The following is a 24,726-nucleotide window of genomic DNA, read 5'->3' as shown; positions in this document are numbered from 1 at the left end:
CCGGCTGCGGCGCCACGTCGACCCGGTACCCGACAGCAGTGGCCGCCATACCGCGTGCCCTGGTCACCCACCGGCCTCGCCCTCACCCCCGACCCCGCCCTCGACCTCGCCCCCGCCCTCGACCTCGTCCCCGACCCCGCCCTCGACCTCGTCCCCGCCCCCATCCCCATCCCCATCCCCATCCCCATCCCCATCCCCATCCCCATCCAGCAGCCGCAGGCGCTCGCGCAGCCCCTCGGCCTGGCCCGGCTGGTTCGCCGCGACGGCCAGGGTGAGCGCCTGGTGGTAGCGCTCCCGGGCGAGGGCACGCTCCCCGCGGCCCTCGGCGACCTCGGCCAGGGCCCGGAGTGCGCGGGCCGTCTCGGAATCCGCCCCCACGGCACCGAGATCGGCGAGTGCTTCGGAGAGCAGGCGCTCCGCCTCGTCGAGCCCGCCCCGGAGCAGGGCGGACCGGCCGAGCAGGGTGGCGGCCCGTGCGGCGTTGTAGGGGTCGTCCACGGCCAGCAGCACGGCCCGTGCCGCGGCGGCACCCTCGGCGGCCCGCTCCGCACGGCCGAGGGTGAGGTCGATGTCGGCCGCGTTGAGCCGGGCGAGCCCGCCCGCCCGCTCGTCCCCGTGCCGGGGGAGTTCGACGGCCGCGCGGGCGAACAGCGCGGCCGCTTCGTCCAGTTGCCCCAGGCGCTGGTGGGCCAGTCCCCGATAGTTGAGCGTACGGGCGTGGCCGAGCAGGTCCCCGATGGACGAGAAGAGCCCGGCCGCCTCCTCGAACATCTCCAGCGCCCGCCCGTGCCCGCCACGCCCCAGCTCGCCCTGGCCCCCGGACGTCAGCATCCGGCACGCGGCCTGGGTGTCGCCCACCTCGCGCGCCGCGACCAGCCCCTCCTCGTACGCGGCGAGCCACTCGTCGTAGTGCTTGCGCCGGATGAAGAGCGGCCCCATGGCGTCGGCGAGCTGCCAGCAGGCCTCCGCCGCACCCGCCGCCCTGGCGTGCCGGATCACCGCCATCAACTGGGGCAGTTCCCGCTCCAGCCAGTCCAGTGCGGCCCGTGGTCCGGGTCCGGGGTCCCCCTCGACCACCGGGCCGGGCCCGTAGGACCGTTCCCGCAGCGGGTGGTACGGATCGACGGCCTTCTCCGCCCGGGTCGCGGTGGCCACATAGTGGTCCGCGATGCGCCGGAACACCGCCGCCCGTTCCTCGTCGGGCTCGTCCTGCGCGGCCTTCTCGGCGGCGTGCAGCCGAACGAGGTCGTGAAAGCGGTAGCGGTCCTCTCCCGTGTCGATCAGCAGATTGGCGTCGTACAGGTTCTCCAACGACCTTTCCGCGTCGGGCGGGCCGAGGCCGGGCGCCCCGGAACCCGGCTCACCGGGGGCGTGCCCGCGAGCCAGGACCGCCTCCGCGACCGCACTCCCGAACTCCCTTCCGGGGTGCACCCCGAGCAGCCGGTAGAGCCGCGCCGCCGTCTCGGGCAGACCCCGGTACGACAGATCCAGCGCGGCGCGCACACCGTGGTCGCCGTCGATCGCGAGCGCGTCCAGCCGCCCGTGCTCGGCGGCGAGGGCCCGCACCATCGTGGTGATCCGTCGGCCCGGCCGGGCGGCGAGCCGCGCTCCCGCGACGCGCACGGCGAGCGGCAGTCCCGCGCACAGCCCGACGAGGGCTCGGGCGTCGTCGGTCTGGGTGGCCACCCGGTCGTCGGCGAGGGTCGCCGCGAGCAGTTCCACCGCCGCTTCCTGGGCGAGTGGCTCCACCTGCATCTGGTGGCAGCCCTCGAGTGCCAGTCCGGACATCCGCGTCCGGCTGGTCACGAGGGTGACGTTCCGGCCGCCCGGCAGCAGCGGCCGTACCTGGGCCGCCGTCGCCGCGTCGTCGAGCAGGACCACGATGGCGCGCTCGGCGGTCAAGGAGCGGTACAGCGCCGCCCGTTCCGCCGGACCGTGGGGCACCTGTCGTGGCGGAACTCCCAGGCCACGCAGGAATCCGCTCAGTACCTCGGCGGGGTCGGCGGGCCCGGCCGGCGACTGGCCGCCCAGGTCCGCGTACAACTGGCCGTCCGGGAAATCCGGGCGCAGCCCGTGCAGCCAGGACAGGGCGAGGGCGGTCTTGCCCACCCCGCCCAGTCCGCTCAGCGCGGCGAGGACGGGATGGCCCCGGCCGGCGGCAGCGGCCCGATGCTGTTCCAGTCTCCGGAGTTCGGCCCTGCGGGCGGTGAGGGGAAACGCGGGCGGAAGCTGCCACGGCAGCGGAGCGCGTGGCCGGGGTGCGGCCGGATCGCCGGTGCGGACGTGGACGTCGCCGTGCACGACGGCGGCCTGCACACTGGCACCGTGCACGACGCCGCTGAGCTCGTTGTGGCCGCCCCGTTCCTGCCCCCGCACGTCTCCGCCCCTCCGGCCGGTAAGCACCGTCCTCTGGGGGTGAGTATTTCCGCACAGCAATCGAACAACCGGTGCCGAGCGGCGTAGCGCGTCAGAGACCTGTGACGTTGGTCGCCCGCCGGTGCCAGGTCACTCGTACACCACGGTGACGGGCGCGTGGTCCGACCACCGTTCGGCGTGCGTGGCCGCCCGCTCCACGTACCCCTTGACGGCCCGGGCGGCGAGGCCGGCCGTGGCCACCTGGTAGTCGATGCGCCAGCCGGTGTCGTTGTCGAAGGCCCGCCCCCGGTAGGACCACCAGGTGTAGGGCCCCTCGACATCCGGATGGAGGGCGCGCAGGACATCGACGTACGCCCCGTCTCTCTCGTCGAACACCTGCGAGAGCCACGCCCGCTCCTCCGGCAGGAACCCGGAGTTCTTCTGGTTCCCCCGCCAGTTCTTGAGGTCGGCCTGCTGGTGGGCGATGTTCCAGTCGCCGCACACGACGACCTCACGCCCGTCCGCGGCGGCCCGCTCCCGCAGCTCCTTCAGATGGGCGAGGAACTCCCCCATGAACCGGACCTTCTCGTCCTGCCGCTCGGTCCCGACCTCACCGGAGGGGAGGTAGAGGCTGGCCACGGTGACCCCGGGCAGGTCGGCCTCGACGTACCGTCCGCTGCCGGCGAACTCGGCCGATCCGAAGCCGACCTGGATCCGGTCGGGCTCGCGGCGGCTGTAGAGCGACACCCCCGCGCGCCCCTTGGCGACGGACGGGGCGTGCACGACATGCCACCCTTCGGGCTGCCGCACCCCCTCGGGCAGCTGCTCCGGCTCGGCCCGCACCTCCTGCAGGCACAGCACATCCGCCGAGGTCCCGGCGAGCCACTCCACGAAGCCCTTCTTCGCGGCGGCCCGCAGCCCGTTCACATTCACCGAGGTCACGGTCAGCACAGCACTCTCCTGTGTAGCAGAGGGCACGTACGCTACCCGGCACGTACGCCGCCGTTCGCCTCCCCCACCCGTCCAGCGACCGCGCGCCCCGCCACCGCCGCCCGTTCCCGGCCGAACGGGCTCCTGTCCGGCCGAACCCCCGCGAACACCTGAAACGACATCCCGCATAGATGTACGATGCATGACATGTTTATCCGCCGCGTACCCTTCGACCACCCCGACGCCGTCAAGCTGAACGACGAGGTCCAGGCCGAGTACAGCGTCCGCTACGGCGACGACGGCGACGCCACGTACATGGACCCGGCGCACTTCGTACCGCCGGCCGGGCTGTACCTGATCGCCTACGACGAGCACGGCAGACCTCTCGCCACGGGCGGCTGGCGCTCCCAGGAGACCAACGACGAGGGACACCAGGACGGGGACGCCGAGATCAAGCGTATGTACGTCACCCCCGAGGCCCGCGGTCTGGGCCTGGCCCGCCGCATACTCGCCGAACTGGAGTCCGACGCCCGTGCGGCCGGCCGCACCCGCATGGTGCTCGAAACCGGCACCAAGCAGCCCGAGGCCGTGTCCCTCTACACCTCCAGCGGCTACGAGCCCTGCGCCAAGTTCGGCTACTACCGCTTCCACGAACTGAGCCTGTGCTTCGCGAAGCCGCTCCACCCCTGACCACCGGCGCGTAAATCCCCGTGCCCGCGACGGCGTTGGCCGCCTACGGTGTCCGCGTGACGAAGAACAACCGTCTACGGCGTCTCGTCGTGGGCGACACCACCTGGCACTGGACGGTCCGCCAACTCCGCCACTCCCGACTCCACTCGAGCGGGAGGGACCCCCATCGCGTGGCCTACGACCACTGCCGCCTCAAGCTGTCCCTCTACCCGCAGGGCCCCCGGCGGCGACGCCTGGTCCTGGTCTTCGGCCCGTCCGAAGACCGAGTGGTGTCGAACTGCTACTTCGACTCCGGCGCCCTGGTCCGCCTCCCGGACCACACCTACCTCAACCTCCACGAGCCCGGCACGGTCCGCCGCCTCCTGGACGCCGCCGCCCCGAACCTGGACCTGGACCCGTCGTCCCAGACGGTCGAGGTGGATGGCTGGCCGTACTTCGACGCGATCACGGAACCGGTTGCGGCAAGCTCCTGACGAGCGCCGCCCGCCGCCCGCCTGACAACACGTCAGAGCCCCCAGTGGTGATCACCACTGGGGGCTCTGAGCTGCGTGGACCTGTGGGGATTTGAACCCCAGACCCCCTCGATGCGAACGAGGTGCGCTACCGGACTGCGCCACAGGCCCTTGCAACGAGTGAAACTCTAGCATCCCCATCGCGGTGCTTGGAAATCCGTTCCCGGGCGGCTCCCGGTGCGGCTGCGGACCGGCTCCTGGCTGGTCAGCGGAGTGGAGGCCGGGGGGGGCGAGGGTCACTCGTTGGCCGCGCGGGGGCGGTCGCCGTCCTCGTACTGGTCGAAGAGGGGCGTGCGGCCCCGCTCGCGGGAGCGTCGCGCGGACGCGGCCCGGCGGGCGTCGGAACGGCCGCCGGCGGGAGCGTCGCCCGCGTCGCAGGCACCGCCGTCGTCCGCGCACTCCTCGCCGCCGTGCTCCCCCTCAGCGGTGGTCGAGGCGGCGCCCGACTGGCCGTGCGGGTCGGCCGCGCTGGAGCGCGCGGAACTCCACGCGTCCGGGGCGCCGAGGTCGACACCGGAGGTGGCCCGGGGGGCCACCGGCGCCGTGACGTACGTCGGGAGCGGCACGGGGACCGGGTCCCAGCTGTCGCCCTGGGCGGGCCGCCGCTGGCGCTCGCGCTGCTGGTCGACCCACTCGGCGTGGTCGGTCTGCTCGACGAGGGCTCGGCGGTCGGCCGCGAGCGCGTTCAGCTCGGTCCGGGACTCCTCGTTCTCTGGACCGTCCTCCGGTTCGTCGGTGTCCACCGGGTCCGGCATCGGCCGCCGCCGCTGGGGCTGGCGCTCCCGCAGCCGCTGCGCCGCCGCCTCGGCCTGCCGCCGGTCCATCGTGTACGCGAACCGCTTCAGCTCCTGACGGCGCAGATGCGCGATGTACGTGCTCAGCAGCACCGCCGGTACGGCCGGCGCCCACAGGAAGGCGAGCCCGCCGACCGCCGCGACGACCGCGCCGAGCGTGAAGGCGAGGAAGAGCATCACGGTCGTACGCCGCCGGCGCGCGAGCACCTTCAGGCGCCGGGCCCGCGCGACGGCCTCCGCCGAGTCGCCCCGGCGCGCGCCCGCCGTCTGCTTGCCCGGACGCTTCGCGCGGGCGGGGGCGGGCACTGCGGCCGCGCCCTGCTTGGCCGACGGTTGGCCGCCCTGCTGCGGCACCGGCGCCTGTGCGTGCACCTGTGCCTGTGCCTGTGCCTGTGCCTGGGACGCCGATTTCGCCGCCTGCGCCTGCGCCTGCTGCGGTGGCGACTGCTGCGGTTGCTGCGGCTGCTGCGGTGACTCACCCCGCTCCACCGGCAGTTGTGCCCTCGTGTGCTCCCGGTGCGGAGGCATGGCGAAGGCCCGGACGTCCACCGAGTCGGTGACGCCGTCCGGTTCGGCGCTGGGCTCCCCCTCCTCGGTGGAGCGCGCCCGCAGGTCCTTGGCGTATCGGCGCTCCATCCCCGCCCGGCCGGAAAGCAACCGGATGGCGGTGCTGAAGCGTTCCGTCGGACGGGCTTCGTTCAGCTCGTCCTGCCTACGGAGCCACATCGGCACCAAGTAGGCGGCCCAGGCCCCGACGATGACTGCGTAGATGAGGCCGCTGCTGCTCACGCCTCACACGGTAGAGGGGTTTGCGTGAGGCCATCCGCCAATTGAGCCGGTGTGTCGCACGATCTGGCTGATATTTCGAGCTTTTTTTGTGACCGATCCGATCAGCGGGCCGCCGAGAGCGCGAAATTAACGTGCCGAGAACGGTTCGACTCGTTCAACTCGATCGCCGACCGAACCCTTTATTCGAACACTCATTGCATTTACGGGGACTGTCCGGGCTTGCCCGCGTCGGAGCCCGCGTTCCGGGCGTTCCGTGCCCGTTCCCGCTGCCAGCGGGCGAGCAGACCCTCCGGGACCTCTTCGGCGGTGAGCGCGAAGACGAGATGGTCGCGCCAGGCGCCGTCGATGTGAAGATATCGTGGACGAAGGCCTTCCTCGCGGAATCCGAGTTTCTCCACGACCCGTCTGCTGGGCCGATTCTCGGGGCGAATACAGACCTCGATGCGGTGCAGTCCGACGGTCCGGAAGCAGTGGTCCACGACGAGCGCCACCGCCGTCGGCATCACTCCCCGCCCGGCGACCGACTCGTCGACCCAGTAGCCGACATGTCCGGAGCACATCGAGCCCCAGGTGATCCCTGCGACCGTCAACTGCCCGACGAGACGCCCCTGGTACTCGATCACGAACGGCAGCATCCGGCCCGCGTTCGCCTCCGCCCGCAGATGGCGGACCATCTGACGGTACGTCGGCCGGTGCGCGATCGGTCCGCTGGGCGTGGGCGGCGGAATGGTCGCCTCCCAGGGCCGCAGCCAGTCCCGGTTGCGCCGGTTGACCTCGCGCCAGGCCCGCTGGTCGCGCATCCGTATGGGCCGGAGGACGACATCGCCGTCCACCAGCGCTACGGGCCAGGATGGGCTGTTCAGCTCGCACCCCCGTGGCTGGGTCTGGGGTGGTCGCCGCCGCGGAGCTGGTCGACGGCGTGGGTGAGCAGGGGTCCCAGTACGGCCAGGCCGTCCCGTACGCCACCGGTGGAGCCCGGCAGGTTCACGATCAGCGTCCGGCCCGCGACTCCGGCGAGGCCCCGGGAGAGAGCCGACGTCGGCACCTTGTCCCGGCCGTACGCCCTGATCGCCTCGGGGATGCCCGGCACCTCGTGGTCGAGGACCGCGCGGGTGGCCTCCGGGGTGCGGTCGGTGGGCGAGATTCCCGTACCGCCGGTCGTCACGATCACGGCGTACCCGGCGTCGACGCCCGCCCTGAGGGCCGCCTCCACGGGGTCGCCGTCGGGCACGACCTGGGGCCCCTCGACGGTGAACCCGAACGCCGTGAGCCCCTCGGCGATCAGGGGCCCGCCCCGGTCCTCGTAGATCCCGGCGGCGGCGCGGTTGGAGGCGGTCACGACCAGCGCGCGGTACGGCGCGGCGGGCGTCGACCTGGGTGACGGATCATGGGCAGCACGCGTGGCCCGGGGTGACGGATCGTGCGCGGCGGGGGTGGGCCGGGGCGAAGGGTCGTGCGGGGCGGCGCTCATGACCGGCTCCAGTCGCCCGACTTGCCGCCCGTCTTCTCCTCGACGCGGACGTCCGTGATGACCGCGCCCTTGTCGACCGCCTTGACCATGTCGATCACGGTGAGGGCTGCGACGGTGACCGCGGTGAGGGCCTCCATCTCGACGCCCGTACGGTCCGTGGTCTTCACGGTGGCGAGGATCTCGACGGCGTCGTCCGCGACCGACAGGTCGACCTTGACGCCCGACACCGACAGCGGGTGGCAGAGCGGGATGAGGTCGGGGGTGCGCTTGGCGCCCATGATCCCGGCGATGCGCGCGGTGGCGAGGGCGTCGCCCTTGGGCACCCCCTCCCCACGGAGCAGTTCGACCACCTTGGGTGAGACCAGGACCCGGCCGCTGGCGCGGGCGGTGCGCGCGGTCACGTCCTTCCCGGAGACGTCGACCATGCGGGCGGCGCCCGCCTCGTCGATGTGGGTCAGTCGGTCCTGCGGCGTACTCATGGTGGTGTGGCGCTCCCGGTCGGGGCCCGTCGCGGTGCGGCGCGCGGTCTGTTGTGCGCGACACGGTACGCCACCCTCGACGGTTCAGCCGAGCAGGATGACCTCGACCTCCGCGCCGGGCTCGACCGACTCGGTGTCCTCGGGGATCACGATCAGCGCGTCGGCGTGCGCGAGGGCCGCCACGAGGTGCGATCCGGCGCCTCCCACAGGCGTGACCTGGCCGTCGGCGTACGTCCCGCGCAGGTACTGCCGGCGCCCTGCGGGCGAGGTCAGCGCCTTGGGGGCCTGGAGGGTCGCCATGGCCGCCGGCCGGTGGACGTCCTCGAGGCCCATCAGGGTGCGGATGGCGGGCCGGACGAAGAGTTCGAAGGAGACGTACGACGACACCGGGTTGCCGGGGAGGGCGAGCAGCGGAGTGTGGTCGGGGCCGATGGTGCCGAAGCCCTGGGGCTTGCCGGGCTGCATGGCGAGCTTGCGGAAGTCGATGCCGGTGCCCTCCTCGTCCTCGTCGCCGACGGACTCCAGGGCCTCCTTGACGACGTCGTACGCCCCCACGCTGACCCCGCCGGTGGTGACCACCAGGTCGGCGCGGACGAGCTGGTCCTCGATGGTGGAGCGGAGGGTCTCGGCGTCGTCGGCGACGGCGCCCACGCGGTAGGCGATCGCGCCCGCGTCCCGGGCGGCTGCGGTGAGGGCGAAGCTGTTGGAGTCGTAGATCTGGCCGGTGGCCAGCGGCTCGCCCGGCGGGATCAGTTCGCTGCCGGTGGAGAGCACCACGACACGCGGGCGCGGGCGCACGCGTACGGTCGCCCGGCCGATGGCGGCGAGCAGGCCGAGCTGCGGCGGGCCGAGGATCGTGCCGGCGGCGAGGGCGCGGTCGCCGGCCCGTACGTCGCTTCCCTTCGCGCGCACGTGCGCGCGTGCCTCGGCTGCGCGGTGCACGGCGACCTGGCCGGTGGCGTCCTCGGGGCCGGCGCTGCGGGCGCGCATCCCGGAGACGGGTCCCTCGCCGAGGCCGCCGTCGGTCCACTCCACCGGGACGACCGTCTCCGCGCCGGGGGGCAGCGGGGCGCCGGTCATGATGCGGGCGGCCTCGCCGGGGCCCACCTGCGGCTGCTCGGCCTGGCCCGCCGCCACGTCCCCGATCACCGTGAGCACGGCCGGGAACTCCTCGCTCGCGCCCGCGATGTCCGCGACCCGCACCGCGTACCCGTCCATCGAGCTGTTGTCGAAGGGCGGCAGTGACACCGGCACCGTGACGTCCTCGACCAGGACACAGCCCTGGGCGTCGAGAAGCTGCAGCTCGATGGGTTCCAGGGGGTGGACCGTGGCGAGGATGTCCTCCAGGTGTTCGGTCACCGACCAGAGGTGGCCTGGGCCGGTGGTGCGGGTCGCGGTGGTGCTCAAAGTGACTACATCTCCTCGGCTACGTAACTGCGAAGCCAGGTCCGGAAGTCCGGTCCCAGGTCTTCACGTTCGCATGCGAGTCTGACAATGGCACGCAGGTAGTCGCCGCGGTCTCCGGTGTCATAGCGGCGGCCCTTGAAGACGACGCCGTGCACGGGGCCGCCGACCTTCTCGTCCGCGGCGAGCTGCTGGAGGGCGTCGGTGAGCTGGATCTCGCCGCCGCGGCCCGGCTCCGTCTTGCGCAGGACGTCGAAGATCTGCGGGGCGAGGACGTAGCGGCCGATGATCGCGTAGTTCGACGGGGCGTCGGCCGGGTCCGGCTTCTCGACCATGCCCGTCACCTTGACGACGTCGCCGTCCTCGGTGGCCTCCACGGCCGCGCATCCGTAGAGGTGGATCTGCTCCGGTGCGACCTCCATGAGTGCGATGACGCTGCCGCCGTGCCGCTCCTGGACCTCGACCATGCGCTTGAGGAGGGGGTCGCGCGGGTCGATCAGGTCGTCGCCGAGGAGGACCGCGAAGGGCTCGTCGCCCACGTGCGGGGCGGCGCACAGAACGGCGTGACCGAGGCCCTTGGGGTCGCCTTGGCGGACGTAGTGCATGGTCGCGAGGTCGCTGGACTCCTGCACCTTGGCGAGCCGGCCGGCGTCGCCCTTCTTCTGGAGGGCGGACTCCAGCTCGTAGTTCCGGTCGAAGTGGTCCTCGAGGGGGCGCTTGTTGCGGCCGGTGATCATCAGGACGTCGTCGAGCCCCGCCGATGCGGCCTCTTCGACCACGTACTGGATCGCCGGCTTGTCCACGACCGGCAGCATCTCCTTGGGAGTCGCTTTGGTGGCCGGCAGGAACCGGGTCCCTAGACCCGCCGCGGGGATGACAGCCTTGCTGATCCTGGGGTTCGCCTCACTCATGCGCCGAACCTTATCCGGTGCCTTTGTGGGGAATCTGTGGCTCCGATGAATTCGCTCTCATATGAGCCGATTACGAATATTACTGGAGCAACCTGTGAGCCCGATGAGACCCGAACCGGAGCTTTCCAAGCGATTGTTGCGCCGAGAGATCCTCCTGGTGAGGAATGGGTTGACGCCGGATGACGTCCGGAAAACGACGGGCGCTCTTGCCGACCGGGCCCTCGATCTGCCCGAGCTGGCGCACGCGCGCACGGTCGCGGCCTACGTCTCCGTGGGGAGTGAGCCCGGCACCCTCGCGCTCCTCGACGCACTCCGCGCGCGGGGCGTGCGCGTCCTGCTGCCGATCCTGCTCCCCGACAACGACCTGGACTGGGGCGCCTACGAGGGAGAGGCCTCCCTCGCGCGCGTGCGGCACGGCGGCGGCCGTATGACCCTCCTGGAACCCGCCGGCGACCGACTCGGCCCGGACGCCGTGACCACCGCCGACGCGGTCCTGCTCCCGGGCCTCGCCGTGGACGCGCGCGGGATGCGCCTGGGGAGGGGCGGCGGCTCGTACGACCGTGTCCTGGCCCGACTGGAGCGCGCGGGCGCGGACCCGGCCCTGGTGGTGCTGCTGTACGACACGGAGGTGGTCGACCGGGTGCCGGAGGAGGAACACGACCGCCCGGTGCACGCGGTGGTGACCCCGTCGGGGGTACGCCGGTTCCGGTGATCCGAACGTGAAAGTGGCCTCCACGCGTGCGTGGAGGCCACTTTCCCTGCTCAGGCGGGAGTCACGGCTTCAAGAGGAGCGTGTCGCTCGTGTCGCTCTCGACCGCCTTGTCCGAGAACGACCACGTGAGCAGCTCGCCCTTGGCCCACTTGTCGGTCTGGTCGGTGTAGTGGGCGTTGTACGCGTGCCCGGAGGCGCCGGTGAGGTTGATCCACTTGGACTTGTCGAGGTCCCCGAGGTTCACCACCATGCGCATCGAGGGCACCCAGACGACCTCGTAGCCGCCCGCCGCGTTCCAGCCGGTGGCGTTGACCGTGGCCTCGCCGCCGCCGAGCTTCCAGGGGCCGCGGTTGAGCATGTACTGGAGGAAGCCGGGGCCCTCGGTGCCGAGGGTCTGGTTCTTCAGGAACAGGCGGTGCAGCCGGCCCCAGTTCCACGTGTCGATGTCCTTGCCGAGCTTGGCGGTCAGCTCCCAACGGGCGTCCCGCATGGCCCGCTTGAACAGCTCGTCACGGGTGTCGACGGCCTTCTGGGTGCGGGTCTTCGGCGTGGACCACCAGTCGTTGTCCTCGTCGTCGATGATCCGGCGGACCACCTCGAACCAGCGGTCGCCGCCGTCCGGCTGCGCCTGGTCCGCGTCGCGCTTGCCGCACTCGCGCACCCGCTGGTCCTCGTCGGCGGGCCCGGTGGTGCCGACCGGTTCGACCGACAGGCACTGGCCCTCGACGCGCAGTTCCTTGGGCAGCTTGTCGCCGAAGGCGAGCTTGAGGATGTTGCGCCAGACCGAGTTGAAGTACGCGGCGGCCGCCGAGTCGGCGTCCTGGGTGTAGTCCCAGCCCTCCAGGAGCTTCTGCGCCTGGCGGACTTCCTTGTCGTTGACGTCGATCTTGAGCAGCAGCGGCACCAGCAGCTTGGCGATCTCGCTGCTGTTGTCCATCTGCATCTGCCGCATGTCGTCGGTGGAGATCTTGCCGCCACCCTTGATCTTCGACTCGATGAGGCTGGTGATCCGCTGCGCGCGCGTGCCGTAGCCCCAGTCCTTGGTGAGCGTGTACGGGTACTTCTCGCCGACGACGGCCTGGTTCGCGGTGACGATGTAGCCGCGCTCCGGGTTGTACTCGTAGGGCAGTTCGTCCTGGTCGATGTAGCCGGTCCACCGGTACGTGGTGTCCCAGCCCGGCGCGGGCACCGAGCCGTCGCCCTCACCGCGGGTGGGGATCCTGCCGGGCAGCTGGTAGCCGATGTTGCCCTCGGTGTCGGCGTAGGTCAGGTTCTGCGAGGGGACGTCGAACAGGGCGGCGGCCGCGCGGAAGTCCTCCCAGTTCGCGGCCCGGTTCATCGCGAAGACGGCGTCCATGGAGGTGCCGGGGTCGAGCGCGGTCCAACGCAGGGCGATGCCGTAGCCGTCGCCGCGGTCGGGGGCGTCCTGGTCGACGGTGGCCTTCTTGCCGACCTGGACGAGTTCGTCGTTGCGGTCGGAGAGCAGGGGGCCGTTGTTGGTGGTGCGGACGACGATCTTCTTGGAGGTGCCGCCGGCGACCTCGATGGTCTCCTCGCGGGTGTCGAAGGGCAGCACCTTGCGGCCGTACTCGTAGCCGTCGCCGGTGAGCTTCTCCAGGTAGAGGTCGGTGACGTCGACGCCGGAGTTGGTCATGCCCCAGGAGATGTCCGCGTTGTGGCCGATTATCACTCCGGGCATGCCCGCGAAGGTGTAGCCGGCGACGTCGTACTGACACTTCTCCGAGACGGCCTTGCAGTGCAGGCCCATCTGGTACCAGACCGACGGCAGCTGGGCCGACAGGTGCGGGTCGTTGGCGAGCAGCGGCTTGCCGGTGATGGTGTGGTCGCCGGAGACGACCCAGGAGTTGGAGCCGATGCCATTGCCGTTCACACCGACGGCCTCGGGCAGGTCCTCCAGGACGTTGTAGAGGCCGTCCAGCTGCGTCTGGAGAGCCCCGGAGTCCGTTGAGGTACCGGCGGCGGTGCCCGTGCCCGTTCCCGCGGTGTCGCCGGTGCCCTGTGTGGAGCCGTCGGTGCTCTGCGCGGACTGCGACCCGCCCGTCCCGTCCGACCAGGTCTCGGTGAGCTCGTCGTACGAGCCCTCCTGCACGATCGTCTTGTTGCGGTCGTACGGGTACTGCGGGTACAGGTCGGCGATCTGGCGGGGGCCGAGGCGGCTGGTCATCAGGGCGCGGTCGATCTCGTCCTGCATGTTGCCGCGCAGGTCCCAGGCCATCGCCTTCAGCCAGGCGAGCGAGTCGACCGGGGTCCACTCCTCGGGCTTGTAGTCGTTGGAGAAGCCCAGGGCCGCGTACTCCAGGGAGATCTCCTCGCCGTCCTTGCCTGCGAGGTAGGCGTTGACCCCCTTGGCGTACGCGTCGAGGTACTTCTTCGTCTCCGCCGAGAGCGTCTTCTCGTACTCCTCCTCGGCGATTCCGTGCCAGCCGAGGGTGCGCAGGAACTCGTCGTTGTCGACCTGGCCCTCGCCGAACATCTCCGAGAGGCGGCCGGCCGTCATGTGGCGGCGCACGTCCATCTCGTAGAACCGGTCCTGCGCCTGGACGTAGCCCTGTGCCATGAACAGGTCCTCGTCGGAGGAGGCGTAGATCTGCGGGATCCCGTAGCCGTCGCGCTTGACGTCGACCGGTCCGGACAGACCGTCCAGGGCTATCGAGCCCTTGGTCTGCGGGAAGGAGGCACGCACGGTCGAGACGGACCAGAACGCCCCGAAGCCGACGCCACCGATGATGGCCAGGACCAGGACGATCAGGAGAAGTCGGCCTTTGCGCCCCTTCTTCCTGCCGGACTTGCCGGACTGCTGGCCGGAGGAGGCGGTGGTGTCGGTGGGCATCGCTGTCCTTGCTGTCCTAACACGAGCGGCAGGTCGGGCTGTGCTTTGTACTGAACGCTGGAGCAACCATAGGCGCAGGGCCCGACACGACTTGACGCGGAGTCGGGAACTGGCGCGGACGGCCGTTCGATCTTGCCCTCGAAAGCGTCAAGAAATCGTCAAGAGTTAGGTAAGGTAACGAAGTACTTGCACTGACTTAACCGCAACGCACGGTTTCCGTGATCGGCTTCGCATGCCTCCACGCGCGCGTGCCCTGATCCGGTGATCCGGTGCTCGGCATTCCCACAACCGGAACCACGTGCGGTTCGGCGAGAAAGGTACGGCCCTCTGACTGTCCACGACCTCAACCAGCTCCTGCTCGTCTGCTCGCTCGTCCTGTTGGTCGCGGTCGCCGCGGTCCGGATCTCGTCGCGCAGCGGGCTCCCCAGCCTGCTCGTCTACCTGGGCATCGGCATCGCCATGGGCCAGGACGGCATCGGCGACATCCACTTCAACAACGCCGAACTGACCCAGGTCATCGGCTACGCGGCCCTCGTCGTGATCCTGGCGGAGGGCGGCCTCGGCACGAAGTGGAAGGAGATCAAGCCGGCCCTGCCGGCCGCCAGCTCACTGGCGCTGGTCGGAGTCGCGGTGAGCGTCGGCGTCACGGCCACGGGCGCGCACTACCTGATCGGTCTCGAGTGGCGGCAGTCGCTCATCATCGGCGCGGTCGTGTCCTCCACGGACGCGGCGGCCGTCTTCTCGGTGCTGCGCAAAATCCCCCTCCCCGCGCGCGTGACGGGCACCCTGGAAGCCGAGTCCGGCTTCAACGACGCCCCCGTGGTCATCCTCGTCGCCTCGCTCTCCATGGCCGGACCGGTCGAACACTGGTACGTGCTGATCGGCGAGATAGCGCTGGAGCTGGCGATCGGCGCCGCCATCGGCCTCGCGGTGGGCTGGCTGGGCTCGTGGGCCCTGAGGCACGTGGCGCTGCCCGCCTCCGGTCTCTACCCGATCGCCGTCATGGCCATCGCCGTCGCCGCCTACGCGGCCGGCGCCCTGGCCCACGGCAGCGGATTCCTCGCCGTCTACCTGGCCGCCATGGTCCTCGGCAACGCCAAGCTGCCGCACTGGCCTGCCACGCGCGGCTTCGCCGAGGGGGTCGGCTGGATCGCCCAGATCGGCATGTTCGTCCTGCTGGGCCTGCTGGTCACCCCGCACGAGATGGGCGACGACATCTGGCCCGCGCTCGTCATAGGGCTCGTGCTGACCATGGTGGCGCGACCGCTCAGCGTCATCGTCGCGCTGACGCCGTTCCGGGTGCCGTGGCGGGAGCAGACGCTGCTGTCGTGGGCCGGGCTGCGCGGCGCCGTGCCCATCATCCTGGCGACGATCCCCATGGTCAGCGGGATCGAAGCCAGCCGAAAGATCTTCAACATCGTCTTCGTCCTGGTCGTGGTCTACACCCTCGTCCAAGGGCCGACGCTGCCCTGGCTGGCCCGCAAGCTGCGCCTGGGCGGCTCCGGCGACGAGGCCGCCGACCTCGGCATCGAATCGGCGCCCCTGGAGCGGCTGCGCGGCCATCTGCTGTCCGTCGCCATCCCCGAGAAGTCCCGTATGCACGGCGTCGAGGTCAACGAGCTGCGGCTCCCCGCGGGCGCCGCCGTCACCCTCGTCGTCCGCGACGGCACATCCTTCGTGCCCCTGCCGACCACGGTGCTGCGGCGCGGCGACGAACTGCTCGTCGTCGCCACGGATCCCGTCCGCGACCAGGCGGAGCGCCGCCTCAGGGCCGTCGGCCAGGGCGGCAAGCTGGCCGGGTGGCTGGGGACGGGGAACGGGAACGGGAACGGCGGTACGCATCGCGGCGAGACCGGTCGCGGCGGGGCGGGGCGTTAAGAACACGTTTCACACTGTTCACACCCTCTGAAATCGAGGGTACGACCGCCCGTGGTGCCCCCTTTCACAGGCCCCCCCGCCGGTCGCCCTGTACGATGAAGGCGCACTTGATCGGACCAACTCTGTCTGACGCAGAGCTGGCGCGACCGTATGGCGGCCGAGACGCCCCTCACCGTGGGCCCGGCATCTACCGCAGTGGCGCAAGAGGACAGCTCTCGGCGCCCGATCCCCGTGAACCCGGGGGCGCGCTACCAGGCGGCGGAAAGGCACGGCCGTGGCATCCACGGTCACCTCGAACACCTCTAGGGCGTCCCGCCCGGGCTACGGGCAGCTGCTGCGCACCCGTGGCGCGTGGACGTTCCTCCTCCCCGGCTTCGCGGCCCGCCAGCCGTTCGCGATGCTGACCCTCTCCATCGTGCTGCTGGTCCAGCACACCACCGGCTCCTACGGGGCGGCCGGCGCCGTCGCCGCCGTGACCGGTGTCGCCATGGCCCTGTTCGCCCCGTACAGCGGCCGTCTCGCCGACCGTCACGGCCAGCGCGCCGTCCTGATCCCCGGCATCCTCGTCCACGGAGCGGCGGGTCTCTCCCTGACGGCGCTGGCGCTCGCGGACGCCCCCTTGTGGGCGCTCTTCGCCGCCGCCGTCCCGACGGGTGCCTCGGTGCCGCAGATCGGCCCCATGGTGCGGGCCCGCTGGGGCGTCAAGCTCCAGGACTCGCCCCTGATGCCCACCGCGGCGGCCTTCGAGTCCGTCACCGACGAGCTGACCTTCGTGCTCGGCCCGCTGGTGGCGACCGCGCTGTGCACCGCCGTGCACCCGGCCGCCGGTCTGCTCACGGAGGCCGCGCTCACCCTGATCGGCGGTCTGCTGTTCGCCGCCCAGCGCGGCACCCAGCCCAAGGTCGTCTCCATGGCGCACGCGCGCGTGGAGCACGTTTCCGCCCTGTCCCTCCCCGGAGTGCGTGTCCTGATCGTCACCTTCCTGGGCATCGGTTCCGTCTTCGGCGGTATGCAGGTCTCGCTGGCCGCCTTCTCCGAGTCGATCGGCGAGCCCGGCCTGAACGGCGTCCTGTACGGCGTCTTCGCCGCCGGCAACATGCTCTCCGGCATCGTCTGCGGCGCGATCGCGTGGAAGGCCACCCCTCAGCGACGCCTGATCGTCGGCTACACGGCCCTCGCGCTGGTGGCCTCCGCCCTGTGGACCGCCGACTCGGTCCTGGTACTCGCGGCGCTCGGCCTGCTGGTCGGCATGTGCATCGCCCCGGCCCTGATCACCGGCTACACCCTGGTCGACAGCCTTGTCCCGGCGGGCGCCCGCACCGAGGCCTTCACCTGGCTCACCGGCGCCGTCGCCCTCGGCCAGGCCGCCGCCGTCACGGCCGCCGGACAGCTGGAGGACCGACTGTGGGCCGGCGCCGGATTCCTGGTCCCGATGGCCGGTACGGCACTGGCGCTGGCGACCCTGCTGGCGCTTCGCACGCGGCTGGCGACCAGGCCCCGGAGCCGTACCGTCGCGCGTGTCGTCGGTCACCGAGTGCCGGTGACAGTGGACTGAACCCCTGGGAATAGGTCACTATGGATCGTCGTTAGCACTCATCGAGTGAGAGTGCCAGGAGGAAGAACCAGTGCCGACGTACCAGTACCAGTGCACCGAATGCGGTGAGGGCCTCGAAGCGGTGCAGAAGTTCACCGACGACGCCCTGACCGAGTGCCCCAGCTGCAACGGCCGCCTCAAGAAGGTGTTCTCCGCGGTCGGCATCGTCTTCAAGGGCTCCGGTTTCTACCGGAACGACAGCCGCGGCTCGTCGTCCAGCAGCAGCCCGGCGTCGAAGTCGTCCACGTCGGACTCGAAGTCCTCCTCGGACGCGAAGTCCTCGTCCACGTCGTCTTCGTCGTCCTCCGACTCGAAGCCGTCGTCCTCGGGCTCTTCCTCCGCAAGCAGCACCTCGGCCGCATAGCGCTGCCGTCCGGGACCCTGCCGTCGTACGACGACCGGCGGGGTCTTCGGCGTTTCCGGGCCCGGTTAAGGTGCGGGCATGGCGAACACGGAGCACGTGGGGAACGGAGCGGGGCCGGCGGGCGGGGCGGCGGGTCCGGCGACAGGGATGACGGGGGCGGCCGGCTCGGCCGAGGCGACCGGGGCGGCTGACGACGGCTTCGAGTCTGAGGTGGCCGGGGCTGCTGGAATGGCCGGGGCATTCGGTGCGTCGGGGTCCGAGATGACCAAGGCGTCGGGGACGGTCGGCGCGTCGGAGGCAGGCCTGGCGGAGATCGGTGTCATCGGGGGCTCGGGGTTCTACTCCTTCCTCGACGACGTGACCGAGATACAGGTCGACACCCCCTACGGGCCGCCCAGCGACTCCCTCTTCCTCGGCGAGATCGCCGGCCGCCGGGTCGCCTTCCTGCCCCGCCACGGCCGTGGCCACCACCTGCCGCCGCACCGCATCAACTACCGCGCCAACCTGTGGGCCCTGCGTTCCGTCGGGGCGCGCCAGGTGCTGGGCCCGTGCGCGGTGGGCGGCCTGCGACCGGAGTACGGGCCGGGCACGCTGCTCGTCCCGGACCAGCTGGTGGACCGCACGAAGTCCCGCGCCCAGACGTACTTCGACGGCCTCCCGCTGCCCGGCGGCGCCATCCCCCACGTCGTCCATGTCTCGCTCGCCGACCCCTACTGCCCCGTCGGCCGCAAGACCGCCCTGGAAGCGGCGCGCGGGCGCGACTGGGAACCGGTGGACGGCGGCACCCTCGTCGTGATCGAGGGCCCCCGGTTCTCCACCCGCGCCGAGTCCCTGTGGCACCAGGCCCAGGGCTGGTCCGTCGTCGGCATGACCGGCCACCCCGAGGCGATCCTCGCCCGCGAACTGGAACTCTGCTACACCTCCCTGAACCTCGTCACCGACCTCGACGCCGGCGCCGAGACCGGCGAGGGCGTCTCCCACGAGGAAGTCCTCCAGGTCTTCGCCGCCAACATCGACCGCCTCCGCGGCGTCCTCTTCGACACGGTGGCCTCGCTGCCGCCGAACGGCACGCGGGATTGCCTGTGCTCGAAGGCGCTGGGCGGGATGGATCCCGGGTTCGAGCTGCCGTAGCGGGAAGCCGCGCAGATCCGGGGGTTCGAGCTGCCGTAGCGCGAAGCCGCACAGATCCGGGGTTCAAGCTGCCGTAGTGGAAGGCCGCGCCCGCACGTCCGGCGCGGCGGTGGGGGCGGAACTCCTCGTTCGGGTGGCGGAGTTTTCCACAACCGGTGAGTAGTCCACCGGCCCCGACACGTTCCGCCGCGAAGCCTCATCGTGGGACCGCAAGCCGATCTCACACAGCAGGTGGTGACCCTCCCATGCCCCGTCCCTCATCCTCATCCATGTCCTCGCCCTTGGCCTCGCCCTCGCCCGGATCCACGTCCGCCCGCCTTCCTTCCTGGGCTGCCGGCCCACCCGGCACCGACGCCCCTCCCACCTGCGAGGTCCCGCACTTCGCCCCGCTACGGGTACGCGGCGGCGCCCACCGCCTCCGCCGCCTCGCCCGCTGCCGAAGGCGAGCCATGGCCGCGGGTCTGGCGGTGACCGCCGCCGCCATGTTGGTGACGGGGGCGGGCCCGAGGGAGGCCGAACGGGTAAGGGGACACCCCGTGGCCGACCCCGTCCCCGAACGCCCCACCCCCGCCGAGACGGTGACCGCACCGGTACGCATCGCCGACGGCGCGACGGTACGGCTGCTGCGCCCGGGCGACCGCGTCGACGTGATCGCGGCCGAGGAGTCCGCGACGGGCGTCGGCGCCGCGCGGGTCGTCGCACGCGGCGCCCGTGTGTCCAAGGTGCCGGCTGCGAGCGCCACCGAGAGCGGAGCCCTGGTCGTCCTGACCGTGCCCCGCCACACGGCGGCCCGGCTTGCCGGCGCGGGCGCCACCTCCCGCCTGGCGGTGACGCTGTGGTGACCCCGAACACCGTTGCGGGCACTCGCGCCGGCTCATCGCAGACCGGTCCCCACCCGTCAAGTCCCACGATGGAGGGACCCGATGGGCCACCCGGGTCACGCCCTGCCGTAGGTTGCGGAGTCGTTTGTTCCACAACCAGCGCAGAGAGGCCTCGTGGTGAGCGAGAAGAAGGAGCCGAGCATCCTGGAGGGCTTCAAGGCCTTCCTGATGCGGGGGAACGTCGTCGACCTGGCCGTCGCCGTGGTCATCGGCGCGGCCTTCACCAACATCGTCAACTCGGTGGTGAAGGGGGTCATCAACCCACTGGTGGGGGCGTTCGGCACCAAGGACCTCGACAGCTACAGCTCCTGCCTCAAGGGCATCTGCACAGGCAGCGGTGCCGACGCGACCGGCATCCAGATCCGGTGGGGCTCAGTGTTGGGAGCCACCCTCAGCTTCGTCATCACCGCGGCCGTCGTCTACTTCCTGATGGTCCTTCCCATGGCCAAGTACCTGGCCCACCAGGAATCCCGCCGAAAGGCGAAGGAAGGCACGCACGAGGTCATCGAGCTGACCGAGCTGGAGGTGCTCAAGGAGATCCGCGACGCCCTGGTGGCCCAGCGCGGCTCGGGCCACGACCGCGACTAGCGGCAGGGGCAGTAGGGGTCGGCGAGCGAGACTTCGAAGCCTTTGGCCGACGATGTCGTCAACTCAAGGTCCTGGGCCGACGGTGTGAGCGGCCCAAGGCCTTCGTCCGACGGTGTCAGCGGCTCGAAGCCATCGGCCGGCAGTGTCGGCGACTCAAGACCTTCGGCCGACGCTGTCAGATGTGGTGGGGCGGCTTCTCGTCGAGGAAGCGCTTCAGGTCGGCCGCGCTGTCGCCGCCGTCGCCGGGCCGGTCGCCCCACCCGTGGTCCGTGTCGTCGGACGACGGCCGGGTCAGCGGGTCGTCGAAGACCAGCGCGGCCTTGGGGTCACGCGGTCCGGGGGCGGGAGCAGTACTCATGCCTCCAGAGTACGGCCCCGGGCATGGACAACCTTCCCGCCCTGCCCCTCCCCCAGCCCGCCCGCACCCTCACCGGGCCTGTCCGCGCACTCCCTCTGTCCGCCCCTGCACTTGTGAACACCTGACCGAGAATTCCACCGGGATTTCTGGTGTGCTTGGCCCCATGACGCCCCGTTCCACGCCCTCGCCTCCCCCGGCACCGGAGCCCACCCCGAGCTCCGCCGCGGCCGAGGCGGCGGCTTCGGCTTCCGTCTCCCCCGGCGCCGGCCGGCCACCGGTGCGCAGGCTGGTCGCGCGGGGGCGTGAGGAGGAGCACCGGGTCGCCTCGCCGCTGGAGCTCTTCTTCGACCTGTGCTTCGTCGTCGCCGTCGCCCAGGCGGGCGTCCAGCTGGTGCACGCCGTCGCGGAGGCGCACACGGCCGAGGGCATCGTGAACTACGCGATGGTCTTCTTCGCGATCTGGTGGGCCTGGATGAACTTCACCTGGTTCGCCTCGGCATACGACAACGACGACGTGCCGTACCGGCTGGTGACCCTCGTTCAGATAGCCGGTGTGCTGGTGCTCGCCGCCGGGGTCGCCCGGGCCTTCGAGGACCATGACTGGCTGCTGGTCGTGCTCGGTTACGTGATCATGCGGCTGGGGATGACCGCGCAGTGGCTGCGGGCCGCGCGGACCGCGACGGGTGCCGAGCGGGTCATGGCACTGCGGTACGCGGGTGGCGTGGCGTTGTGCCAGGTCGGCTGGCTGGGGCTGCTGGTCCTGCCGGAGCCGGCGAGACCCTGGCTGTTCCTGGTGATGGCGATCGCTGAGCTGTGCGTGCCGGTGTACGCGGAGAAGGGCTTCCAGACGTCCTGGCATCCGCATCACATCGCCGAGCGGTACGGCCTGTTCACCATCATCGTGCTCGGCGAGACGATCCTGGCGGCGACGGTCGCCGTGAAGTCGGCGGCGAGCGAGAACGACGCGCTGGGCGAGCTGCTCCCGATCGCGGTGGGCGGGCTGCTGATCGTGTTCTCGGCGTGGTGGATCTACTTCACCGTTCCCATCCACGGTCATCTGCGCTCCAACAAGGAGAGCTTCCTGTGGGGTTACGGCCACTACCTGATCTTCGCGTCGGCCGCGGCGATCGGCGCCGGGCTGGAGGTCTCGGTGGAGCAGGCCGTGCACAAGGCGCACATCTCCACGCTGGCGGCATCGGCCGCGGTGACCCTGCCGACGGCGTTGTATCTCCTCTCCGTATGGGCGCTGCACGCCCGCCACTCCAAGGTGGGCACGGCCCAGCAGACCGTCCTGCCGCTCGCCGCGCTGGCCGTGATCGTGTGCACGTTCCTGGGCCACTGGGCGGTCCTGGCGGCGGGCATCGTGTCGGCCGTGACGGTCGCGGTCGGGGTGGCATTCACCGCCCGCGACCACAGCACCCACAACGCCCACGAAGCCCACGAAGCCCACGAGCCCCACAACACTCGGGAGAGCCATGGCGGTTGACGCTCTGACCGATGTCCCCGGTCTGCGGGTCGGCCACGCCACCCGGACCGGCGAGGGCTGGCTCACGGGTACGACGGTCGTGCTGGCTCCGGAGGGCGGCGCGGTCGCGGCCGTGGATGTGCGCGGGGGCGGGCCCGGCACCAAGGAGACGGACGCGCTCGACCCGCGGAACCTGGTGCAGAAGGTCGAGGCGCTGGTGCTGACCGGCGGCAGCGCGTACGGGCTGGACTCGGCGTCGGGCGTGATGGCCTGGCTGGAGGAGCGCGGACGCGGTGTGCGGGTCGGCCGCGATCCGGCGCACGTGGTGCCGGTCGTCCCGGCCGCCTGCGTCTTCGACCTGGGCCGGGGCGGGGACTTCAGGGCCAGACCGGACGCGGCCACCGGCCGGGAAGCGGTCGAGGCCGCCGCCGCGAGCGGGCTCGGTGCCCGGGTGGCGGAGGGATGCGTGGGTGCGGGGACGGGGTCGACGGTCGGGCTGCTCAAGGGCGGCATCGGCACCGCGAGCACGGTGCTGGGCTCGGGGATCACGGTGGCCGCGCTGGTCGTGGCCAACGCGGCGGGCTCGGCGATGGATCCGGAGACGGGGGTGCTGTACGGGGAGTTGTTGTCGCAGGGGCGTACGGCGTATCCGGCACCGGAGGTCCATGAGGTCGCTCGCCGACGGCTCGCCGAGGCCGCCGCGAAGAGCCCGCCTCCCCCGCTGAACACCACGCTGGCCGTCGTGGCCACCGACGCCGATCTGACCCGCTCCCAGGCCCAGAAGCTGGCCGGCACGGCGCACGACGGGATCGCCCGCGCCGTACGCCCCGTGCATCTGCTCAACGACGGGGACACGGTGTTCACCCTGGCGACGGGCGCCCGGCCGCTCCCGCCCGAGGCCGGTCCCCTCGCGCTGAACGAACTCCTCGCGGCGGGCGCGGACTTGGTGACCCGGGCGATCGTACGGGCGGTGCGGGCGGCGGAGTCGGTGGACGGGCCGGGCGGAGTGTGGCCGTCGTACGGGGAGTTGTACGGGAGGGGTTGAGGGGGCGGGAGGGGAGGGGGAGGGGGGAGGGGCCCCCAACGCCCCCGGGGAATGGGGAGACCGGTAGCTCCAGCGGTGTCGCCGGTGGCGATTGTCCCGGTTCTGTCACGTGATGCCGACGGGTGGGGACGGTGGGAACCCGCTCGGCCGTCGTTCGCTCCTTCTTCACGTACCGGAGGGGATCACGTGGATCGCGTGGACATGAAGAAGCTGGAGCAGATCGTGACGAGGCCGAAGATTGCTGTGCGGCGTGCGACGGTGGCCTGTGCTGTGCTGGTGGTCGGTGCGCTGACCCTCACCGGCTGCGGCGGGGACGCCCAGGCCGACAACAAGGGGGGCGGCAAGGGGACGTCGACGCAGGACACGTCGGCGCGGATCACGATCTCGGCGAAGGACGGTGCGACGGACGCGTCCATCAACGCGACCGGAGTGAAGGTCAGCGGGGGCAAGCTGACCGAGGTGACGATGACCGCGGCGGAGGGCGGCGCGGTCGTGGCGGGTGAGATGGCGGCGGACGGGCGGTCCTGGAAGCCGAAGGAGCAGTTGGAGCGCGGGACGAAGTACCGGATCTCCGCGACCGCGAAGAACGCCGAGGGGAAGACGTCGGCGGCCAATTCCATCTTCACGACCGTGTCGACGGCGAACAGCTTCATCGGGACGTACACGCCGGACAACGGCACGACGGTCGGGGCCGGGATGCCGGTGTCGTTCACCTTCGACAAGGCGATCACGGACCAGAAGGCCGTGCAGTCGCACATCACGGTGACGTCGAGCAGCGGGCAGGAGGTGGTGGGGCACTGGTTCGGGGCGCAGCGGCTCGACTTCCGGCCGGAGGAGTACTGGAAGGCCGGGTCCAAGGTCACGATGAAGATCGATCTGGACGGTGTGGAGGGCGCGAACGGCGTCTACGGCGTGCAGGACAAGACCGTCACCTTCACGGTCGGCCGCTCCCAGGTCTCCACGGTCGACGTCAACACGCAGACCATGACGGTCGTACGGGACGGGAAGACGATCAAGACGGTGCCTATTTCGGCGGGCAGCGCGCAGAACCCGACGTACAACGGTCAGATGGTGATCTCGGAGAAGTTCACGCAGACGCGGATGAACGGTTCGACGGTCGGGTTCGGCGGGGAGTACGACATCCCGGATGTTCCGCACGCGATGCGGCTGACGACCTCGGGCACGTTCGTCCACGGCAACTACTGGTACAGCAGGTCCAACCCGCCGTTCGGACGGCAGGGCACCAGCCACGGCTGTGTGGGCCTCGCGGATGCCCAGGGGGCACAGGGCGACACGCTCGGCAAGTGGTTCTTCGACAACTCGCTGATCGGTGACGTCGTGGTCGTCAAGAATTCCCCGGACGACACGGTCGCGCCGGACAACGGCCTCAATGGCTGGAACATGTCGTGGAGTGAGTGGACGGCGGGGAGCGCCATCTGACCTCGGGGTTCCGGGAGTTCGTCGGGCCGTGCGGGAACCAACCGCGCGGCTTCGGCGTTTAAGGGACGTACGTTTTCTCGGTTC

The 24,726-nt window shown here is 71.2% G+C and carries 22 protein-coding genes and 1 tRNA gene; 12 read left to right on the top strand and 11 right to left on the bottom strand.

Annotated elements, in window-relative coordinates:
• Positions 1-63 precede the first annotated feature (63 nt).
• Positions 64-2,376 (bottom strand): ATP-binding protein, encoded by a 2,313-nt coding sequence (locus JIX56_RS27445; RefSeq protein ID WP_257544456.1) that lies wholly within the window; start codon positions 2,374-2,376, stop codon positions 64-66.
• Between the two features lie 129 nt (positions 2,377-2,505).
• A complete protein-coding gene (locus JIX56_RS27440; protein WP_257544454.1) occupies positions 2,506-3,306 on the bottom strand; it encodes an exodeoxyribonuclease III in 801 nt (266 codons plus the stop codon).
• Positions 3,307-3,492: 186 nt separating this feature from the next.
• Here JIX56_RS27440 and JIX56_RS27435 point away from each other — a divergent pair, with 186 nt between their 5' ends.
• Positions 3,493-3,975 carry a GNAT family N-acetyltransferase gene (locus tag JIX56_RS27435; RefSeq protein WP_257544452.1) on the top strand — a complete coding sequence of 161 codons (483 nt, stop codon included), beginning with the start codon at positions 3,493-3,495 and terminating at the stop codon, positions 3,973-3,975.
• A 56-nt stretch (positions 3,976-4,031) separates the two neighbouring features.
• Positions 4,032-4,448 carry a hypothetical protein gene (locus JIX56_RS27430; protein ID WP_257544450.1) on the top strand — a complete coding sequence of 139 codons (417 nt, stop codon included), beginning with the start codon at positions 4,032-4,034 and terminating at the stop codon, positions 4,446-4,448.
• A gap of 76 nt (positions 4,449-4,524) precedes the next feature.
• Here the strand turns inward: JIX56_RS27430 and JIX56_RS27425 are convergent.
• From JIX56_RS27425 to galU, 7 genes are all read right to left on the bottom strand, one after another.
• Positions 4,525-4,598, bottom strand: a tRNA-Ala gene (locus JIX56_RS27425).
• A 125-nt stretch (positions 4,599-4,723) separates the two neighbouring features.
• Positions 4,724-6,070, bottom strand: coding sequence for a divisome protein SepX/GlpR (gene sepX / locus JIX56_RS27420; RefSeq protein WP_257544448.1), 1,347 nt, complete (start codon positions 6,068-6,070; stop codon positions 4,724-4,726).
• A gap of 200 nt (positions 6,071-6,270) precedes the next feature.
• Entirely contained in the window at positions 6,271-6,903 is a 633-nt protein-coding gene (locus tag JIX56_RS27415) for a GNAT family N-acetyltransferase (RefSeq protein WP_257544446.1), read from the bottom strand.
• 26 nt (positions 6,904-6,929) lie between these two features.
• Entirely contained in the window at positions 6,930-7,541 is a 612-nt protein-coding gene (locus tag JIX56_RS27410; RefSeq protein ID WP_257544445.1) for a MogA/MoaB family molybdenum cofactor biosynthesis protein, read from the bottom strand.
• On the bottom strand, positions 7,538-8,020 hold the full coding sequence (gene moaC / locus JIX56_RS27405; RefSeq protein ID WP_257544443.1) for a cyclic pyranopterin monophosphate synthase MoaC: 483 nt from the start codon (positions 8,018-8,020) through the stop codon (positions 7,538-7,540). Before moaC ends, JIX56_RS27410 begins: the two co-directional genes overlap by 4 nt.
• An 84-nt stretch (positions 8,021-8,104) precedes the next feature.
• Complete coding sequence (glp, locus tag JIX56_RS27400) at positions 8,105-9,427, bottom strand: molybdotransferase-like divisome protein Glp (protein WP_257544441.1); 1,323 nt, start codon at positions 9,425-9,427, stop codon at positions 8,105-8,107.
• A gap of 5 nt (positions 9,428-9,432) precedes the next feature.
• On the bottom strand, positions 9,433-10,335 hold the full coding sequence (galU, locus tag JIX56_RS27395; protein ID WP_257544439.1) for a UTP--glucose-1-phosphate uridylyltransferase GalU: 903 nt from the start codon (positions 10,333-10,335) through the stop codon (positions 9,433-9,435).
• 103 nt (positions 10,336-10,438) lie between these two features.
• Here galU and JIX56_RS27390 point away from each other — a divergent pair, with 103 nt between their 5' ends.
• Complete coding sequence (locus JIX56_RS27390) at positions 10,439-11,047, top strand: 5-formyltetrahydrofolate cyclo-ligase (protein WP_257551149.1); 609 nt, start codon at positions 10,439-10,441, stop codon at positions 11,045-11,047.
• Between the two features lie 61 nt (positions 11,048-11,108).
• Here JIX56_RS27390 and JIX56_RS27385 read toward each other — a convergent pair whose 3' ends face one another.
• Positions 11,109-13,898: a penicillin acylase family protein gene (locus JIX56_RS27385; protein ID WP_257544437.1), complete on the bottom strand. Its 2,790-nt coding sequence runs from the start codon at positions 13,896-13,898 to the stop codon at positions 11,109-11,111.
• Positions 13,899-14,162: 264 nt separating this feature from the next.
• On the opposite strand from JIX56_RS27385, the gene JIX56_RS27380 reads away from it, so the two are divergent.
• The 6 genes from JIX56_RS27380 (at position 14,163) to mscL (ending at position 20,334) form a co-directional block, all read left to right on the top strand.
• On the top strand, positions 14,163-15,776 hold the full coding sequence (locus JIX56_RS27380) for a potassium/proton antiporter (RefSeq protein ID WP_257551148.1): 1,614 nt from the start codon (positions 14,163-14,165) through the stop codon (positions 15,774-15,776).
• Positions 15,777-16,050: 274 nt separating this feature from the next.
• Complete coding sequence (locus tag JIX56_RS27375; protein WP_257544436.1) at positions 16,051-17,331, top strand: MFS transporter; 1,281 nt, start codon at positions 16,051-16,053, stop codon at positions 17,329-17,331.
• 70 nt (positions 17,332-17,401) lie between these two features.
• Positions 17,402-17,734 carry an FmdB family zinc ribbon protein gene (locus tag JIX56_RS27370; protein ID WP_257544434.1) on the top strand — a complete coding sequence of 111 codons (333 nt, stop codon included), beginning with the start codon at positions 17,402-17,404 and terminating at the stop codon, positions 17,732-17,734.
• Between the two features lie 261 nt (positions 17,735-17,995).
• A complete protein-coding gene (locus JIX56_RS27365) occupies positions 17,996-18,865 on the top strand; it encodes an S-methyl-5'-thioadenosine phosphorylase (protein WP_257551147.1) in 870 nt (289 codons plus the stop codon).
• 269 nt (positions 18,866-19,134) lie between these two features.
• Positions 19,135-19,707, top strand: a complete 573-nt coding sequence (locus tag JIX56_RS27360; RefSeq protein ID WP_257544432.1) for a hypothetical protein — start codon at positions 19,135-19,137, stop codon at positions 19,705-19,707.
• 156 nt (positions 19,708-19,863) lie between these two features.
• A complete protein-coding gene (mscL, locus tag JIX56_RS27355; RefSeq protein WP_257544430.1) occupies positions 19,864-20,334 on the top strand; it encodes a large conductance mechanosensitive channel protein MscL in 471 nt (156 codons plus the stop codon).
• A 175-nt stretch (positions 20,335-20,509) separates the two neighbouring features.
• Here mscL and JIX56_RS27350 read toward each other — a convergent pair whose 3' ends face one another.
• On the bottom strand, positions 20,510-20,692 hold the full coding sequence (locus tag JIX56_RS27350; RefSeq protein ID WP_257544428.1) for a hypothetical protein: 183 nt from the start codon (positions 20,690-20,692) through the stop codon (positions 20,510-20,512).
• A 163-nt stretch (positions 20,693-20,855) separates the two neighbouring features.
• Here JIX56_RS27350 and JIX56_RS27345 point away from each other — a divergent pair, with 163 nt between their 5' ends.
• The 3 genes from JIX56_RS27345 (at position 20,856) to JIX56_RS27335 (ending at position 24,642) form a co-directional block, all read left to right on the top strand.
• Positions 20,856-22,178 carry a low temperature requirement protein A gene (locus JIX56_RS27345; RefSeq protein ID WP_257544427.1) on the top strand — a complete coding sequence of 441 codons (1,323 nt, stop codon included), beginning with the start codon at positions 20,856-20,858 and terminating at the stop codon, positions 22,176-22,178.
• Positions 22,168-23,202, top strand: a complete 1,035-nt coding sequence (locus JIX56_RS27340) for a P1 family peptidase (RefSeq protein WP_257544425.1) — start codon at positions 22,168-22,170, stop codon at positions 23,200-23,202. Before JIX56_RS27345 ends, JIX56_RS27340 begins: the two co-directional genes overlap by 11 nt.
• Before the next feature lie 222 nt (positions 23,203-23,424).
• The gene (locus JIX56_RS27335; RefSeq protein ID WP_257551145.1) at positions 23,425-24,642 is read left to right on the top strand and encodes a L,D-transpeptidase; all 1,218 of its coding nucleotides are present in this window, start codon (positions 23,425-23,427) and stop codon (positions 24,640-24,642) included.
• The last annotated feature ends 84 nt before the right edge of the window (positions 24,643-24,726 follow it).

The organism is Streptomyces sp. CA-210063, assembly GCF_024612015.1.
In the GTDB taxonomy this organism is placed as follows: domain Bacteria; phylum Actinomycetota; class Actinomycetes; order Streptomycetales; family Streptomycetaceae; genus Streptomyces.
This window is presented reverse-complemented; position numbering and strand designations above follow the sequence as displayed.